Source organism: Curtobacterium sp. MCBD17_026 (assembly GCF_003234895.2).
GTDB classification, from domain to species: domain Bacteria; phylum Actinomycetota; class Actinomycetes; order Actinomycetales; family Microbacteriaceae; genus Curtobacterium; species Curtobacterium flaccumfaciens.
In genome coordinates this window covers 838,821-854,007 of record NZ_CP126281.1, presented here as the reverse complement: position 1 = coordinate 854,007, position 15,187 = coordinate 838,821, and the positions used below count along the sequence as shown (strand labels likewise).

Here is a 15,187-nt window from a genome sequence, read left to right as displayed (position 1 = left end):
CTCGGGCCGTCAGCGAGCGGCGGCGACCAACTGCTGCGCTCGCTGGTGCGAGACGTGGAGCAGCGGTCCGATCTCGCGCACCGTGAGCCCGCACTCGTGCAAGACCAGCGCCGCGGCGGCCGTCTCCTTCGCTGCCTCGACGCGTGCGCGCTCGGACTCCTCGCGGAGCGCTACCGCACGGTCCAGGTGCGCCTGCGCCGCTTCGGGCATCGTCACCTCGACGACGAGTTCGAAGGACTCCGGATCGCGGTCGTCGTTCATCACCGAGAGCCAGTCGCGGGCCATCAGCTCGATCTCTCGTTCGCGCTTCGCCTGCGTCCGGATGACGCCGTCGATCCAGATCACCCAGTACTTCCTGCCACGCTCCGCGCGCACCGTGTGTCGGCTCATCGTCGCCCATCTCCTTGTCGGTCGCAGTCACGGAGGATGCCGCGCGCCGTCAGCTCCTCCACCTCTCGGTGTCTCGGAACGACGACCGTGTTCCGACCGAAGCGGAACAGGTCGTGGCTCCCGCCGTGGCGGTGGAACACGAACTCGACGTCGTTCTCGTCAGCCTTCCGAGCGAGCCGGCGGAGCAACTCCGTGCGCTTCACCGTAGCTGGCCAACCGTGACTAGGCAATCTTGCCTATCTCGATTGGACACTGTGGGATGGGATCTCTGCATGCACCGACCGTGGCGCTCCGCGGAGCACGATCCAGGAGACCCAACGCGATCTGTGAACAGATTTCAGCCAGGGCGAGTTGTGGAGGACGAGCCTTCCAGCCGCATCGCCGGCAAGCACCGGTCAGGCGACGTGCCAGACCAGCCCCTCCTGCGCGCTCGACGGGTACGCCGCGGCGATCCGGAACACGGCCTCGCGCAGGGTCTCCGGCGAGCACGCCAGGTTGAGCCGGACGAACCCGCGCCCCTCGGACCCGAACCCGAGCCCGGAGTTCAGCGCGACGTACGCGTTCTCACGCAGCGGCACCGCGGGGTCGTCACCGAGACCGATGCCGCGGAAGTCGAGCCACGCCAGGTACCCGGCGCGCGGCCGCGTGTAGACGACCCCGGGCAGGTGCTCGGCGAGGAGCTTGGCGAGCAGTCGGTCGTTCGCCACGATGCGCGCCACGACGTCGTCGAGCCAGTCCGTCGCCAGGGTGAACGCCGCCAGGTTCGCGTGCAGCCCGAGGATGCTCGTGCGGCAGGCGACCTCCTCCCACAGGGTGTCGAGGAGCGCGGCGGTGCGAGGATCGCCGGCGACGATGACCGAGCACTTCACACCGGCGAGGTTCCACCCCTTGCTCGCCGAGGTCACGCACACGCTGCGGGCACCGAGCGGCTCGGCGACGGCGGCGAACGGGGTGAACTGCACGCCGGGGTGGGTCAGGGGCGCGTGGATCTCGTCGCTGATGACGAGGACGTCGTACTTCGCGGCCAGTTCGGCGATCGCGACGAGGTCGGCCCGGTCGTGCACGAGTCCGACGGGGTTGTGCGGGTTGCAGAGCAGGAAGACGCCGACCCCACCGGCGAACGCGCGCTCGAGGCCCTCGAGGTCGAGCCGGTACTGCCCCCACTGCTCGAGCAGTGGGACTTCCGCGACCTGACATCGAGCTTCTTCGACGAGCTCGAAGAACGGCGGGTACACCGGCGGCGTGATCGCGACGCGGCCGCCGTCGGGCAGCGCCAGCCGGAGCGACTCGACGATCCCGACGCTGACGTCGGTGGCCAGGTGGATCCGCGACGGGTCGATCTCCCAGCCCCAGCGGTCCAGCGCGAACTGCGCGAAGGCGGGAGCGAGCGGCCCGGGGCCGTCGAGGTACCCGAGGTCGGACTGCGAGACCCGCTCGATCAGGGCCTGCCGGATCGCCGGCGCGACGTCGTGGTCCATCTCGGCGACGAACAGGGGCAGCACGTCGGGCGCGTACCGCGTCCACTTGATGCTCGTCCGGACCCCACGGAGCGTGCCGACCGGGTCCTGCTCGTCGCTCGCCATGCGTCCCAGCATGCCCCTGCCCGGAGGCCCGGCGCGACTCCCGACGTCATCCCACGTCGTCTTGGGGTGGGCTCGCGGCCGGGGGCCGCCCCGTCTCGGGCCCCAGCGCCTAACGCGAGCCGGCTGGGTTCAGGGGCGAGACGGCCAAGCGCCTACTGACTGCAAGTACTCCGTGGCATCGGCATCCTCCCGGAATTCCAAGAGCGCCCCGACCTTCTGCAAGAGGACCTCGCGCACCTCTGCTGGAGTAGCGAAAAAGAACTCCTTGCGGGAATTGGCCTGATTCAGCGCCCGGGCCGCGAAGTGCCGGTGGAGCTGTGTCTCCAGGGTGACGGCGTCCTCGGAGAAGTAGATCGTGTGCACGTCGAATCGGAACGGCACTGAGGCTCCGCTCAGTTCGCTCACACGATCCAGAGGCTCAAGTCGTCGAGTCAAACCGATCTTGACGACGTCCGGACCGAATGCGCCCCTGTTCGAGATCACGTAGACGTAACCCGCACGGATGTTGGCAGCACGGAAGTCGTTTTGAGCGATGGCGTCATCGATGGCGAGCAGTCGATGTTCGAGGTCCGCGTCACTCTGCCCACTGCGGTGTAGCTGCGCGAGAGTCTGTTGAATGAGCGCGCGTTCTTTGTCGAGTCGCTCACGCTCGGCGTCGAGCTCCTGCTGAACGCGCCGCTCCTCACGGAGCTGCGCTCGCTCGTCGCGCTCCCGTTCACGCTCTTCCTGCTTCTTCATCAGCCAGTCAGCCGTGAGTTCGATTTCTTCTTCGCGAAGTGAGTGGAACCCGGGAGCGATCCGCATCTCCATCATCGAACCGAGCTTCGCAATGGCATCGCGTGACTTCTCGAGTCGGCGCTTCGCTGTCTCCGCATTTCCCGCACGAAGTGATCGGATTGAGTTGTCAGCTTCGGCGTTGTACGCGCGGAGCATCAGCTTTGACAGATCATCGGTCATCTTCCGTCCCTTCGCGAGGGAGTTGTCGAAAGTGAACATGTTCGAGCGTTCGATCGCCCGACCGGAGCGGACGAGACCGGCGATTCGTGCCTCGATGTCCTTCAACCGTTCTTTGTAGGCGGCCGCATCTTCGAGGGGATGGTGGTAACGGTAGATACCGACCTCTTGGAGGACCCGCTCATCATCAAGCGGCACAACTTGCTCGTCGGCGCCCGAGTTGAGGGCAGCACGGAGGTCCCGAATCGTGGCTTCGAGCGAATCGATCTTCTCGTCGCGGGAGTCCCCGTCGGCTTTCAGGCGTGCCGAGCGGCGCTCGCGGACAACAGCCGTGCTCGCAGGTTCTGCAGGACTCGGAAGCGAGGGTTGACCGGACGGTGTATGAGCATCTGGCGACGGAGCCGGATCACCTTCTGCGAGCCACAATTCCCACCCCTCAGGAGGGGTGGGCCAGTCGGCGGGAGGGGTCCAAGACGGGGGCGGCGTCCATCCCACCGGCACCGCAGGCCAGCCCGGAGGCGGGTTGAACCGACGTCCAACGTTCACGAGCGGCGCACCCCGCCGGGGTCAACGACGACGAGTCCAGCAGGATTCTTCGAGGTAGCTGCTCCGAGGAGTTCCAGTGTCGCCGACGGCACAACCCCCGTGAGGTCGAACGCCGTGAATTGGTCCCGTGAGGCGCTCACGGCGACGAGCGGGAAGAAGCGATCCAGGCCGGTCGCGGGGTCTTTCGTCGCCGGTCCGACCTGCAGTGCCACCGTCTGAATGATGCCGCGGCGATCTGCTTCGAACACCTCGTGCAGCGTCCGCAGTGCGACCTGCGCCAACGCGTCGCCGTACCGCTCGTTGATGTCTTTCTTCGTTGCGGGGCTGCCGACGATCTCGTCGTTGGCCTTCACCCAGCGATAACTCTTGACGGCCGGGACCGCGTCCGGCGCCGGAGTCACCGCCCGGATGAGCGCCTCGGACGTACTTCCATCGAACTCAGCCTGGTGCGTCACCTCGAAGGCGTCCGGGTACACGGAGTTGGCCAGCACGATGTCGACGTACTCTTCGACAGCCTCCGTCACGCCGTAGCCGAGTCCGGCGATCAGCGCGTCGATCTCACCGTTGTGCTCCGCAACCTCAGCCTCGCGAAGTCGGCATTCAGCGTTGTAGCGCTCTCGCTCAGCGCCGAGGAGTTCCACCCGACGCTCTTCGATCTCGTTGTGCTGCCGGTCCGCTTGAGCCTGCCGTTCAGGCAAGGAGGCACGGAGTGCCTCCCACTCAGCAGACGCGGCCTGGAAACCGGCCCACCACTCTTGCTTCAGCTGATCGTGCTTCTTCTTCTTTCCGAACATCCCCTTCGGGGCCGGCGGTTCCTGCCACACCGGCTGCGGCGGCAGAACAAGGGGAAGCGGACGGGGGCGCGGAATCTCGAGATCTGGGTGCGGGAACGGCGGGTGGTTTGCCGTGCGCTTGAGCTCTTCGAGATCGACGTGGTCGTCAACGTCGAGCGTTGCAGCGAGAAGGTTCGCAATGGCTTCGTTGATCGCTTGGACCTCTGCGTTCAGCTCATCGGCCTCTGCCTTGCGCGCCTCACCGTAGGCAGCCTGCGCCTCGCGTTCGAGGCGCTTTCTTTCCGCGTCAGTGGCGCGAGCGGCAGCAGCATTCGCACGCTCCGCCTGCGCACGAGCGCGCTCCACCGCAGCGACGGCCGCCGCTTGCTGGCGCACTACCGCCGCTTGCTGGCGCTGCGCTCGAGCAGCGTTTGCTTCCGCGACCCGCTGTTGGTGTTGGATCTCCGCGAAGAATCCGCGCTTCCGTGCCACTGGTGGACCTCCCAAGTTGCTGACAACGGAAGCCTATCCATGACTGAAACTTCATCTACGGCATGACGCGAGCTCCTTTCGGCCTCCGCGTTGTCCGGCTGATCGGTCCAGCTTCGCTGACCGCTCGGCACTGCCCGCCCCGTCGGCCTACTGTCGGCAGCATGAGCACGAGCACCGCAGACAAGGCCGTCACCCTCAAGCAGCTGCACGAAGCCCCCGAGATCCTGCGCGTCGTGAACGTGTGGGACGCGATCACCGCCAAGGTCGTCAGCGACCTGCCCGGCACGAAGGCGATCGCCACCGCCGGGCACTCGATCGCCGCGTCGTACGGGTACGAGGACGGCGGCATGCCCCTCGACCTCGCCCTGTCCGGGGCGGCGATCGTCGCGGCCGCCACGGACCTGCCGGTCACCGCGGACCTGGACGACGGCTACGAGGATCCCGCCGAGACGATCCGCCGCGCCATCGGCTCGGGCATCGTGGGCGCCAACGTCGAGGACCGGCTGCGGCCCTTCGACGAGGCGGTCGCCCGCGTCGCCGCGATCACCGCTGCGGCACAGGCCGAGGGCGTCGACTTCCAGCTGAACGCCCGCACCGACGCGATCGTGCGCGGCGGCGAGCGCCCGATCGACGAGAGCATCGAGGACGCGATCGCCCGCGGCAAGGCGTTCCTGGACAACGGCGCCGCCCTGGTCTTCGTGCCCGGGGCGATCGAGCGTTCCGTGGTCGAGCGACTCGTCGCCGGTCTGGGCCGCGGCAAGCTCTCGGTCATCGGCCTGCCCGGCGCACTGGCCGCCGCGGAGTACGAGGCACTCGGCGTCGCCCGCATCTCGTACGGCCCGCTCACGCAGCGGGTCGCGCTGCGCGCGCTCCGTGACCTGGCGACCGACCTGTACGCCGACGGCGTCGTGCCGGAGGACATCCCGGTCCTGAACTGACGGAGCGGACGGACGGGAGGCCCGGTGCCAGCTGGCACCGGGCCTCCCGCGCGTCACGTGGTCGCGATCGCGACCCGCTCAGCTCAACCGAGCGCCGGGTACAGCGCGGGCGCGGTGCGCGCGTGCGTCTCCTGCTCGAAGGCGTAGCCGAGGCCGATGACCGTGCTCTCGTCGAACGAGCGGCCGAGGAACTCCAGGTTCACGCCGGCACCGGTGATCGTGTTGTCGGCAGCGGTCGCCTGACCCATCGGGACGGTGATCGCCGGCATGCCGGTGTTCGGGCTGAGGCGCATGTTCGTCGACTGCGTGCTGTACGGCGTTCCCGACGGGTAGACGAGTGCGTCGAGGTCCTGGTCGTCGAGCATCTGCGTCACGAGCTGCTTGCCGGTGGCGAGCTGCGTCGTGTGCGACCCCGTCGGGCCGGCCCACGCCTGGTACTGCGCGTCGGTGATCAGGTCACGCGACTGGTAGGTGCTCTTGCGGCTCGGCACGTACTCGCCCGAGGCCAGGATGCCCTGCAGCGAGCGTGCGGCGACGTCGGGGTCGAGGTGCTTCGCGACGTACTCGTCCAGGTCGTGCTTGAACTCGTTCGTGCTGCCGCTGCCCTCGGACAGGACCCGGTTGAAGGCCGTCGTCGCGGTGATCGGGACGACGGTGGCACCGGCGGCCTGGAGCTTCGCGACGGAGGCGTCGAACAGGCGCTTCGTCGTGGTGTTCGTGCCGACCATGCTCGTCACGTAGCCGATGCGGGCGCCCTGAAGGGAGTCGGCGTCGAGCGACGATGTGTACGACGTCGGCACCTTGCCGGCCTGCGCACTCGTCGCCGGGTCCGCCGCGTCCACGCCGGTCACGGCGTCGAGCGCGACCGCCGCGTCCGTCACCGAGCGGGTGATGGGGCCACCGGTGTCCTGGGACAGGGCGAGCGGGATGATCCCGTCGCGGCTGGTCAGGCCGACCGTGGGCCGGATGCCGACGAGCTGGTTGTACGTCGACGGCACGCGGATCGAGCCGCCCGTGTCCGTGCCGAAGCCGATCCCGGCGAGGTTCGCGGAGATCGCCGCCCCGGTGCCGCCACTCGAGCCACCGGCCGTCTGCGCCGTGTTGTACGGGCTGGCGACCAGGAGCGACGAGCCGGCGGGCTGGTTCGACGAGAACTCGGAGACGAAGCCGAAGGCGAACTCGTCGAGGCTCGCCTTCGCCAGGATCACGGCGCCGGCGTCGCGCAGGCCGGAGACCATGGCGGCGTCGGTGTCGGTCTGGTTGTCGTCCCAGCAGCCGCAGCCACCGGTGGTCGGCATGTCCTTCGTGTCGTAGTTGTCCTTCACCGCGATCGGCACGCCGAGCAGCATGCTCGTCATCCCGCGCTCGGCGCGCTCGGCGTCCGCGGTCTTCGCGGCGGCCAGGGCGTCGGCGTTCGTGGTGACGATCGAGTTGAGCGCACGCCCGGTCGACGCGGTGTCGACCTTCGTGCGGTCGTACGCGGCGATGCGCTCGAGGTAGTCCTGCGTGATCGCCACCGACGTGGTGACGCCGGCGTTCATCGCGGCCTGCATGTCGATGGTCGACGCCTCGACGAGCTCGAACGGGCCGTCGTCGTAGATCATCCGCTGGGACAACCCGGCCAGGTCGGCGACGGTGATGGTGCCGTCGGCGTCGGTGTCCGCGGCGCTGACCGTCGCCCAGTCGGTGCTCGCGGTCGTCGCACCGAGGTGGTCGGTGAGCACGGCGAGGTCGGCCCGGGTGACCTGGTCGTCGCCGGTCAGGTCGAGGTCCGTGTAGTACGGCGCGAGCATGGCGGCGGGGCTGGCGTCGACGGCCGCGGGTGCTGCAGTGGCCGTGATCGCGGGGGTCGCGGCGAGGACGGTGCCGACGAGGGCGATGAGCGATGCGCCGGCGACGGCGGTGCGCTTCTTACTGGGGGCCTGCATGCGGGAGGCCTGCTTCGTGGCGGCCTGCTTCGTGGCGGTCATGCGGAGGCTCCGGTGCGGTCGCGGCGGGCACGACGGGCCCGCAGGGTGATCAGGGTGCCGCCGGCTGCGAGCAGGGCGATGGACGCGGCGATCCACGGCGCGACGTCGGCGCCGGTCCAGGCGAGGTCGCCTCCGGTCGGACGGTCCCCGCCGGCTCCTGCCACGGCGGTGGCGCCGTCGGTCGGGTCGGCGCCCGGTGCAGTCGGGTCGCCGGGGCCGCCGCCCGTGCCGGTGCCGGGCTGCGTGGTCGCTCCCGGGGTCGGCGTGGCGCTCGGGGCGGGCGTCGGAGTGGCCGTTGCGGCCGCCGCGACCACGACGGTGGTGCTCGCCGGGTCGACAAGGGTCGTCGACGTGCCGTCGGAGCCGACGAGGGTGATGCTCGTGACGTCGAGGTCGACGCTGCCGACGGCCGTCGGGGTCAGCGAGATCGAGGTGGCCAGGTCGCCTTCGAGTGCCGGCGAGGTGCCGAGGCGGGTGTGCACGATCGTCAGGGCGCCGCCGTCCTGCTCGACGCTGTCGAAGCCGCCGTCCGGGCCGGTGACGCTGTCGTCCCGGTACTGCACGGAGTCGGCCTCGAGGGTGATCTCGTACGCGTAGACGTCGGCGGTGTCCGGGATCGTCAGGTCGACGTCGAACACCGTGCCGACGGTCACGGTGGCCGGGGCGTCGATGGTGGCGGTGGTCGCGGTGGGTGCTGCCTGGGCCGGAGCGGCCGTCAGGACGGCGAGGCCGAACGCCCCGGCGGCGACGAGCGTCGAGGAGACGATCGTCGCGCGGGGGCGCAGCCGTGGTCCGTGCTGCATGGGCGCAGTTCCTTCGGGTGGGGTGGAGGGGTGCTGAGCGGGTACTCAGTGAACCGAAAGCTAACGTGGCGCTGTTTCCGGTTCTGGCCCGGCACGTTTCCGCCCCGTTACGGCTCGTTCCTGCCGCTACTGTCGTGCCATGTCGCTCGACGTCGAAGCCCTGCTCACCCCGCCCTCCCCCGTCGCTGCGCGCGCACTGGACGTCGTGCGGGCATGGTCTGAACCCGCCCTCGTGCACCACTGCCTGCGCTCGTGGGCCTGGGCCGTCCTGCTCGCCCCGACGGTCGACCTCGAACCGGACCCCGAGCTGCTCTTCGTCGCGACGATGCTGCACGACCTCGGCGTCACCCCGTCGTTCGACGCCCACCGGGTGCCCTTCGAGGACGCCGGCGGCGCCGTGGGTTCGGTCTTCGCGCTCGGTGCCGGGTGGGACGCCGTGCGAGCCCGCCGTGTCGGGGAGATCATCGAGCGGCACATGTGGCGATCCGTCGACCCCGAGGTCGACGCCGAAGGGCACCTGCTCGAGGTGGCGACCTCGCTCGACGTCTCCGGTGTCGGCTTCGACAAGTGGTCGTCGGACGACCTGCGGGACGTCACGGCCGCGCTGCCCCGCTTGGACTTCTCGGCGTCGTTCGACGGGCTGATCCACGAACAGGCCTCGCGCAAGCCTTCCTCGGCCGCGGCCCGCCTCGACGGCTCCGGGAACGTCGCCGCAGGCGGGGACCGCTGGGCAGCTTTCCTGGCGTCCTGACGCTCGTTCCGGTCGCTTGCTGGACTTCTCGGCGGGGTGGGCGTATAGTCTCTGGTTGGTGCACTGCAGCGAACCCATCTGACTCGCGCACACCAATCTCTCGACACCGACTCACCCGAGTCGCATTCCACTCGAGACACCGCTCGATCCGAACGGACGAGCTGCACGTTGAAACTCGACGTGCGCGCCCCGCACTCGATGCGTCGCGCTGGACTGAGACGTCCGCCGACACCGAGTCGCCCTGGCGCCGAATGACCAGGAAGTACAGCACCATGACCAGCAACGAACGAATCACCGTGTTCGGGACCGCACTCGCGGCCCCGACGATCACCCCCGACCGCATCGCCGAGTTCCCGGTGCGCGACGACCGTTCGCAGCGCGAGTACCTCGTCCGCATCGCGGCCGACGACCTGGGGACCTTCGTCACCCGGGGCACCCGGCTCGACGCCGTGGGCGAGGCCGGTTGGACCGTCCCGGGCCGCTCCTGGGCGGGCGAGGCCAGCCGCACCCTGCTGCAGGCACAGTCCGTGCAGGCGGGCGAGATGGCCCTCGCGGCCTAGGTCCCACCAGCACCACCACGAAGCGCCGCCGAGTCCGCTCGGCGGCGCTTCGTCGTTCCCGGGGCAGCCCGGGTGCGACGCGTCAGTACTCGCCCTTGATCACGAAGAACGAGCCGCGGATCGTGCCCGCGAGCTTCGACCGCTGCCGGGCGAACCTGAACTTGTCGGCGAGCTCCTCCGGCACGTCCATGCCGTCGGAGAGCTTGAACCCGACCGCTCGCTTGCCGCCCGGTTCGAGTGTGTAGAGCACGTTGATCGCCAGGCCGGACTCGTGGAAGACGTAGGTCCAGCGGACGCCGTCGACCACTGCTTCGGTGGCCTCGAGTGGCGGGGACGCGATCACGAGCCCCCGCTCCTCCACGAGTACGCGGGCGACGTACTCGACCAGCTCGGGAGCCTCGGCGGCAGGACGTGTGGTGAGGTCGTGGTCGTACTTGTTCTTGAAGTAACGGGCCTCGTTCGCACGGAGGCCGGCGAGCGCATCCACCACCGGCGATGTCTCGAGCCCCACCGTGGACACGTTCACGAAATCGACGACGTACGGCATGGGGGCCTCCTCGGGCACTGGACGAGCCGAATCTAGTCCCCCATGCCACTTCAGCAGCAAGGGCGCGTCCTCTATAGTCGAGAGCTATAGGGGGGTCGCCATGCGGGTCGAACGTGCTGCGGAGCTGATCCGCGCTGCCCGCGAGGACCTCGGTCTCTCGCAGACCGGTCTCGCTGCCGCCGCCGGCATGCAGCAGCCCACCATCTCGGCGTACGAGAGCGGACGGAAGCGGCCGCGCCCGGAGTCGCTCCGGCGGATCCTCGAAGCGGCCCACACCCGCCCGAGCATCCCGCTCGCCATCTACGCCGACGTGATCCTCGACGAGGCGAAGCGCTTCCACCTCGACGACGTCCGCGTCTTCGGCTCCGCGGTCCGCGGGCAGGACACCGAACGCAGTGACATCGACCTGCTGGTCCACCTGACCCCCGCGGCATCGCTGTTCGATCTCGGTGGATTCGCGCACGAGGTCGAGCGCATCACCGGTTTCGAGGTCGACGTCCTCACCGACGACCTCGAGGACGACGAGCACTTCGCCCACGTCCTCGACGAAGCCGTGCCGCTGTGATGCCGGCTCCCCGGTTCACGCCTCGGCCCCGCAACGACCGTGACCCTGCTGCCTTCGAGGAGCGGTGGCCGTCGCTGCAGGCCAGCTTCCTCGACCTGCTCGCCGAGTGCTCCATGATCGTCGAGCACGGGCGGAGCGAGTTCGACGCGGCCCGCAGCCTCACTTACCGAGCAGCCGAAGCGGTCATCATCCGCTTCGACGACCTGCTCGGTCGCATCCCCCAGGACCGGGAGGCACGACTTCCGTCCGACCTGTCACTCGCGGCGGTCCGGAAGACCCGCAACATCCTGTCCCACGACTGCCGGAAGGCACGGAAGGAGATCGTCTGGGACGCGATCGAGCACCGCATCCCCGCGGTGATCCTGGCGCTCGTCGACTGACCCCACCGGGCGTCCCGCCGACTCGGACCGCTCGCCTCAGTTCAGGCGCTCGAAGACCATCGTGGCCTGCACCCGGTCCCCGCCACCGAAGCCAGTGCTCCCCGAGGAAGCCGTCGTGATCGTGTGCAGCCGGTACCCGAACGCAGCCTGCGCGTTGATCGCCTTCTCGAGCTCGGTGAGGTTGCCCGAACCCGTGCCGAAGAACTTCTCCTTGAGCACCACCTGCAGCACGACGTAGCTCATGCCGTTCTGCGCCGGACGCGGCTGACCACCCGAAGCGGCTTCGGCCTGGATCCGGCCGATCACTCCACCGACACCCGACGCCACGGGCGCCTGCTGCTGCACCTGCTCCGTCCACGCGGAACCGTCCCACCACCGCATGGTGCCGGAGCCGTCGTCGTACCACCCTGCCTGTGCATTCGTCATGCGCTCATCCTGGCGCACGACGAACCACGCCGGCAGATCAGTTGTTGAAGCGGAACTCCACCACGTCGCCGTCCTGCATGACGTAGTCCTTGCCCTCGATGCGGGCCTTGCCGGCGGCGCGGGCCTCGGCGATCGAGCCGGCTTCCATCAGGTCGTCGAACGAGATGACCTCGGCCTTGATGAAGCCCTTCTCGAAGTCGGTGTGGATGACGCCGGCAGCCTGGGGAGCCTTCCACCCCTTGCCGATCGTCCACGCACGGGCTTCCTTCGGACCGGCCGTCAGGTAGGTCTGCAGCCCGAGGGTGTCGAACCCGATTCGGGCGAGCTGGTCGAGGCCCGACTCGGTCTGACCGGTCGACTCGAGCAGTTCGGCGGCGTCGGCCGGGTCGAGGTCGATGAGCTCCGACTCGACCTGGGCGTCGAGGAACACGGCCTGCGCCGGGGCGACGAGCGCGGCCAGTTCGGCCTTGCGCGACTCGTCGGTCAGGATTGCCTCGTCGACGTTGAACACGAAGATGAAGGGCTTGGCGCTGAGCAGGCCGAGCTCGGCGATCGGCGACAGGTCGATCTCGGTGGCGGACAGCAGCGTGCCCTGCTCGAGCGCGGCACGGGCCTCGCGAGCGGTCTCGAGCACGATCGGCTCGGCCTGCTTGAGCTTGAGCATCTTCTCGTACCGCGGGAGCGCCTTGTCGATGGTCTCCATGTCGGCGAGGATCAGCTCGGTGTTGATGACCTCGAGGTCGTCCTTCGGGGAGACCTTGTTCGCGACGTGCACGACGTCGTCGTCGGTGAAGCCGCGGACGACCTGCGCGATGGCGTCGGCCTCGCGGATGTTGGCGAGGAACTTGTTGCCCAGGCCTTCGCCCTCGCTCGCGCCCTTGACGATGCCCGCGATGTCGACGAACGACACCGGCGCCGGCACGGTCTTCTCCGAGTGGAAGAGCTCAGCGAGCTGGTCGAGCCGCGAGTCGGGCAGGTTCACCACCCCGACGTTCGGCTCGATCGTCGCGAACGGGTAGTTCGCGGCGAGGACCTGGTTCTTGGTCAGGGCGTTGAACAGGGTCGACTTGCCGACGTTCGGGAGACCGACGATTCCGATGGTGAGAGCCACGGAAGAAGAGCCTACCGGCGGCGGCCTGTCGGAGCCGACCCGGGCCTCCAGTCCGTCGTCAGTACAGGGGACGCGACCCGCCCGTCCGGGGCCGCAGGGTCGTGACGCGCCGCTCGACGACGTCGAAGACGTCGGCCTGCAGCCGCTGCGAGCGCCGCCAGTCGCCGGCCACCTGGAGCGAGTGGTCGGCACGGTCGACGGTCTGGAGGCACGCAGCAGTCCCCGAGACCCGCTCGGGGCGCCACATCGTGTCGTCGCCACCCCCGATCGCGACGTGCACGTCGGTCGCGGCGGCGAGTGCTGCCGCGACGTCATCGTGGGTGAGGACCGGCGTCAGCCAGACGCCGGGCACCTCGTGGCGGATCGCCCACGGCAGGTCGAAGCAGCCGAACGACTTCGCGACGACGAGGTCGGGCAGCCGGTCCGCCAGCGCCGCGGCGACAGCGGTCTCGACGAACCCGACCGGATCGGCACCGGCAGCGTCGTCGACGTGCCAGCGTGGCGCGACGACCTCGCACCCGGCCGCGGCGGCGATCTCGCTCGTCCACCAGAGCAGCGGCGCCTGCTGCCCGTAGCCGGCACCGGCGAGCACCAGGACGAGCGGACGGCGGTCGGCCTCGTTCCCCATGTGGCGAGGGTAGCCACACGCAACGCCGACGGGAACGGAGGGCGATGTCGGCACCCCGTGCGACGATCGGGACCGTGCCGTTGAACTTCACCGCGATCGACTTCGAGACCGCCAACAGCTCGCCCGCCAGCGCCTGCTCCGTCGGGCTCGTGAAGGTCCGCGCCGGCCGGGTCGTCGATCGGGCGTCGTGGTTCATCCGCCCGCCGTTCGGGCACGACGCGTTCCTGGAGTGGAACACGCGGATCCACGGCATCGTCGCCGAGGACGTCACGCACGCCAAGACGTGGGAGCAGCAGTACCCCGACCTGGTGGCCTTCGCCGAGGGCGACGTCCTGGTGGCGCACAACGCCCGCTTCGACATGGGCGTCATCGCCGGTGGGTGCTCCGCGACGGGGATCGACCTGGCCGAGCACCACTCGCTGTGCTCCCTGGCGGTCGCCCGCAAGACCTACACGCTCGACTCGTACCGCCTGCCGGTCGCCGCGATGGCCGCCGGGTTCGAGGGGTTCCAGCACCACGACGCCGCCGCCGACGCCGAGGCCTGCGCCGCGATCGTCGTGCACGCGGCCGGGCACCACGGGGTCGAGACGGTCGAGGCGCTCGGCGCGGTGACCCGGGTGACGATCGCCCCGGTTCGCGCGCGCGCCGAGAAGCCGAAGGCCGCGAACCAGCCGCGACTGTCGAACCGGCCGATGGTGTTCGCCGACTGACGGTCTGCGCTGACTGACGGTGTTCGCCGACTGACGCAACGCCCGCTGCGCGCGGCCGGGGCGCCACATCCCCGGTGGTATTGTCACGACAATGCCGTCGGCACCGACGCCGGCATCTCCGCACGTGTGAAGGACCGCGATGACCAACGAAGGCCAGCTGCCGTCCGACCTGTTCATGGACCTGGACCGGTCGGGTCCCATGCCCCTCTACTTCCAGGTCGCCTCGCGCATCGAGGAGTCGATCCGCTCCGGCGCGATGCCACCAGGGGCCCGGCTCGAGAACGAGATCGCCCTCGGTGAGCGTCTCGGTCTGTCGCGGCCGACGATCCGTCGCGCGATCCAGGACCTCGTCGACAAGGGTCTGCTGGTGCGCCGCCGCGGCATCGGGACCCAGGTCGTGCACGGGCCGGTGACCCGCAAGGTCGAGTTGACGAGCCTGTACGACGACCTGGCGCAGGGTTCGCAGGCTCCGGCGACGAAGCTCCTGCAGCGCAACGACGTCCCCGCGTCCGACGAGGTCGCCGCGGCACTGAGCATCGAGCCCGGCACGACCGTCGCGCACATCCGGCGGGTGCGGTTCGCCGAGGACGTCCCGATGGCGATCCTCGAGAACTACCTGCCGCCGGAGTTCCTCGACCTGACCGACGAGGACCTGCAGGCGTACGGGCTGTACCAGCTGCTGCGCGGCCGAGGTGTCACGATGCGGGTGGCGAAGCAACGGATCGGGGCCCGTGCGGTCACCGACGAAGAGGCCGGCCTGCTCGAGATCGAGGACGGCGACCCGGTGCTCACGATGAGCCGCACCGCGTACGACGCCTCGGGCCGTGCGGTCGAGTACGGCGTGCACTGCTACCGCCCGGACCGGTACTCGTTCGAGGTCACGCTCGTCGACAAGTAGGCCGACCGGTCACTCGGCCGAGCGGTCACGTTCTGTCGCCCGGGGCTGCTCGGCGAGGGGTCACGACACACTGTCGGCGGTGTGCCGAGTGGTCACGACCTGTCGCCCGGAGGCCCGGCAACCGACAGTTCGTGACCACTCGGCGGAACTGAGCGGGGTGTC

17 protein-coding genes are annotated in these 15,187 nt (G+C 69.4%); 7 read left to right on the top strand and 10 right to left on the bottom strand.

What is annotated here, in order from left to right:
- Nucleotides 1-9 precede the first annotated feature (9 nt).
- The 4 genes from DEI85_RS04100 to DEI85_RS04085 form a co-directional block, all read right to left on the bottom strand.
- Nucleotides 10-390 carry a hypothetical protein gene (locus DEI85_RS04100; protein ID WP_111123381.1) on the bottom strand — a complete coding sequence of 127 codons (381 nt, stop codon included), beginning with the start codon at nt 388-390 and terminating at the stop codon, nt 10-12.
- Between the two features lie 395 nt (nt 391-785).
- The gene (locus DEI85_RS04095; protein WP_258376331.1) at nt 786-1,973 is read right to left on the bottom strand and encodes a MalY/PatB family protein; all 1,188 of its coding nucleotides are present in this window, start codon (nt 1,971-1,973) and stop codon (nt 786-788) included.
- Nucleotides 1,974-2,102: 129 nt separating this feature from the next.
- The gene (locus tag DEI85_RS04090; protein WP_258376332.1) at nt 2,103-3,353 is read right to left on the bottom strand and encodes an SNIPE associated domain-containing protein; all 1,251 of its coding nucleotides are present in this window, start codon (nt 3,351-3,353) and stop codon (nt 2,103-2,105) included.
- 116 nt (nt 3,354-3,469) lie between these two features.
- Nucleotides 3,470-4,738, bottom strand: a complete 1,269-nt coding sequence (locus tag DEI85_RS04085; RefSeq protein ID WP_258376333.1) for a hypothetical protein — start codon at nt 4,736-4,738, stop codon at nt 3,470-3,472.
- Nucleotides 4,739-4,899: 161 nt separating this feature from the next.
- Between DEI85_RS04085 and DEI85_RS04080 the strand changes: the two genes are divergently transcribed.
- On the top strand, nt 4,900-5,676 hold the full coding sequence (locus tag DEI85_RS04080) for an isocitrate lyase/PEP mutase family protein (RefSeq protein ID WP_111123384.1): 777 nt from the start codon (nt 4,900-4,902) through the stop codon (nt 5,674-5,676).
- Between the two features lie 83 nt (nt 5,677-5,759).
- Here DEI85_RS04080 and DEI85_RS04075 read toward each other — a convergent pair whose 3' ends face one another.
- Both DEI85_RS04075 and DEI85_RS04070 read right to left on the bottom strand, forming a co-directional pair.
- Nucleotides 5,760-7,646 (bottom strand): amidase family protein, encoded by a 1,887-nt coding sequence (locus tag DEI85_RS04075; protein ID WP_258376334.1) that lies wholly within the window; start codon nt 7,644-7,646, stop codon nt 5,760-5,762.
- Nucleotides 7,643-8,449, bottom strand: coding sequence for a hypothetical protein (locus tag DEI85_RS04070; RefSeq protein ID WP_111123385.1), 807 nt, complete (start codon nt 8,447-8,449; stop codon nt 7,643-7,645). Before DEI85_RS04070 ends, DEI85_RS04075 begins: the two co-directional genes overlap by 4 nt.
- 139 nt (nt 8,450-8,588) lie before the next feature.
- Between DEI85_RS04070 and DEI85_RS04065 the strand changes: the two genes are divergently transcribed.
- Together DEI85_RS04065 and DEI85_RS04060 are read left to right on the top strand one after the other, a co-directional pair.
- Entirely contained in the window at nt 8,589-9,200 is a 612-nt protein-coding gene (locus DEI85_RS04065) for an HD domain-containing protein (protein ID WP_110860605.1), read from the top strand.
- Nucleotides 9,201-9,472: 272 nt separating this feature from the next.
- A complete protein-coding gene (locus tag DEI85_RS04060) occupies nt 9,473-9,760 on the top strand; it encodes a hypothetical protein (RefSeq protein WP_017887091.1) in 288 nt (95 codons plus the stop codon).
- An 82-nt stretch (nt 9,761-9,842) separates the two neighbouring features.
- On the opposite strand, the gene DEI85_RS04055 is transcribed toward DEI85_RS04060, so the two are convergent.
- Nucleotides 9,843-10,307 carry a DUF8821 family protein gene (locus tag DEI85_RS04055; protein ID WP_111123386.1) on the bottom strand — a complete coding sequence of 155 codons (465 nt, stop codon included), beginning with the start codon at nt 10,305-10,307 and terminating at the stop codon, nt 9,843-9,845.
- 100 nt (nt 10,308-10,407) lie between these two features.
- Between DEI85_RS04055 and DEI85_RS04050 the strand changes: the two genes are divergently transcribed.
- Nucleotides 10,408-10,872: a helix-turn-helix domain-containing protein gene (locus DEI85_RS04050; RefSeq protein WP_111123387.1), complete on the top strand. Its 465-nt coding sequence runs from the start codon at nt 10,408-10,410 to the stop codon at nt 10,870-10,872.
- On the top strand, nt 10,872-11,252 hold the full coding sequence (locus DEI85_RS04045) for a ribonuclease HepT family protein (protein ID WP_111123388.1): 381 nt from the start codon (nt 10,872-10,874) through the stop codon (nt 11,250-11,252). The genes DEI85_RS04050 and DEI85_RS04045 overlap by 1 nt, the downstream gene beginning before the upstream one ends.
- A 36-nt stretch (nt 11,253-11,288) precedes the next feature.
- Here DEI85_RS04045 and DEI85_RS04040 read toward each other — a convergent pair whose 3' ends face one another.
- From DEI85_RS04040 to DEI85_RS04030, 3 genes are read right to left on the bottom strand one after another with little or no spacing between them, the layout of a single operon-like run.
- On the bottom strand, nt 11,289-11,678 hold the full coding sequence (locus tag DEI85_RS04040; protein WP_111123389.1) for a DUF2510 domain-containing protein: 390 nt from the start codon (nt 11,676-11,678) through the stop codon (nt 11,289-11,291).
- 37 nt (nt 11,679-11,715) lie between these two features.
- Entirely contained in the window at nt 11,716-12,789 is a 1,074-nt protein-coding gene (gene ychF, locus DEI85_RS04035; RefSeq protein ID WP_111123390.1) for a redox-regulated ATPase YchF, read from the bottom strand.
- A 58-nt stretch (nt 12,790-12,847) separates the two neighbouring features.
- Entirely contained in the window at nt 12,848-13,417 is a 570-nt protein-coding gene (locus tag DEI85_RS04030) for a hypothetical protein (RefSeq protein WP_111123391.1), read from the bottom strand.
- Between the two features lie 44 nt (nt 13,418-13,461).
- Between DEI85_RS04030 and DEI85_RS04025 the strand changes: the two genes are divergently transcribed.
- Nucleotides 13,462-14,127, top strand: a complete 666-nt coding sequence (locus DEI85_RS04025) for an exonuclease domain-containing protein (protein ID WP_027464531.1) — start codon at nt 13,462-13,464, stop codon at nt 14,125-14,127.
- A 139-nt stretch (nt 14,128-14,266) separates the two neighbouring features.
- Nucleotides 14,267-15,025, top strand: coding sequence for a GntR family transcriptional regulator (locus DEI85_RS04020; RefSeq protein ID WP_027464530.1), 759 nt, complete (start codon nt 14,267-14,269; stop codon nt 15,023-15,025).
- Nucleotides 15,026-15,187 lie beyond the last annotated feature (162 nt).

Excerpts from the sequence above, each read along its gene's own strand:
- DEI85_RS04100 (WP_111123381.1), bottom strand. The coding sequence starts at position 390 with ATGAGCCGACACACGGTGCGCGCGGAGCGTGGCAGGAAGTACTGGGTG.
- DEI85_RS04095 (WP_258376331.1), bottom strand. The coding sequence starts at position 1,973 with ATGGCGAGCGACGAGCAGGACCCGGTCGGCACGCTCCGTGGGGTCCGG.
- DEI85_RS04080 (WP_111123384.1), top strand. The coding sequence starts at position 4,900 with ATGAGCACGAGCACCGCAGACAAGGCCGTCACCCTCAAGCAGCTGCAC.
- DEI85_RS04075 (WP_258376334.1), bottom strand. The coding sequence starts at position 7,646 with ATGACCGCCACGAAGCAGGCCGCCACGAAGCAGGCCTCCCGCATGCAG.
- DEI85_RS04070 (WP_111123385.1), bottom strand. The coding sequence starts at position 8,449 with ATGCAGCACGGACCACGGCTGCGCCCCCGCGCGACGATCGTCTCCTCG.
- DEI85_RS04065 (WP_110860605.1), top strand. The coding sequence starts at position 8,589 with ATGTCGCTCGACGTCGAAGCCCTGCTCACCCCGCCCTCCCCCGTCGCT.
- DEI85_RS04060 (WP_017887091.1), top strand. The coding sequence starts at position 9,473 with ATGACCAGCAACGAACGAATCACCGTGTTCGGGACCGCACTCGCGGCC.
- DEI85_RS04055 (WP_111123386.1), bottom strand. The coding sequence starts at position 10,307 with ATGCCGTACGTCGTCGATTTCGTGAACGTGTCCACGGTGGGGCTCGAG.
- DEI85_RS04050 (WP_111123387.1), top strand. The coding sequence starts at position 10,408 with ATGCGGGTCGAACGTGCTGCGGAGCTGATCCGCGCTGCCCGCGAGGAC.
- DEI85_RS04045 (WP_111123388.1), top strand. The coding sequence starts at position 10,872 with ATGCCGGCTCCCCGGTTCACGCCTCGGCCCCGCAACGACCGTGACCCT.
- DEI85_RS04040 (WP_111123389.1), bottom strand. The coding sequence starts at position 11,678 with ATGACGAATGCACAGGCAGGGTGGTACGACGACGGCTCCGGCACCATG.
- DEI85_RS04030 (WP_111123391.1), bottom strand. The coding sequence starts at position 13,417 with ATGGGGAACGAGGCCGACCGCCGTCCGCTCGTCCTGGTGCTCGCCGGT.
- DEI85_RS04025 (WP_027464531.1), top strand. The coding sequence starts at position 13,462 with ATGTCGGCACCCCGTGCGACGATCGGGACCGTGCCGTTGAACTTCACC.
- DEI85_RS04020 (WP_027464530.1), top strand. The coding sequence starts at position 14,267 with ATGACCAACGAAGGCCAGCTGCCGTCCGACCTGTTCATGGACCTGGAC.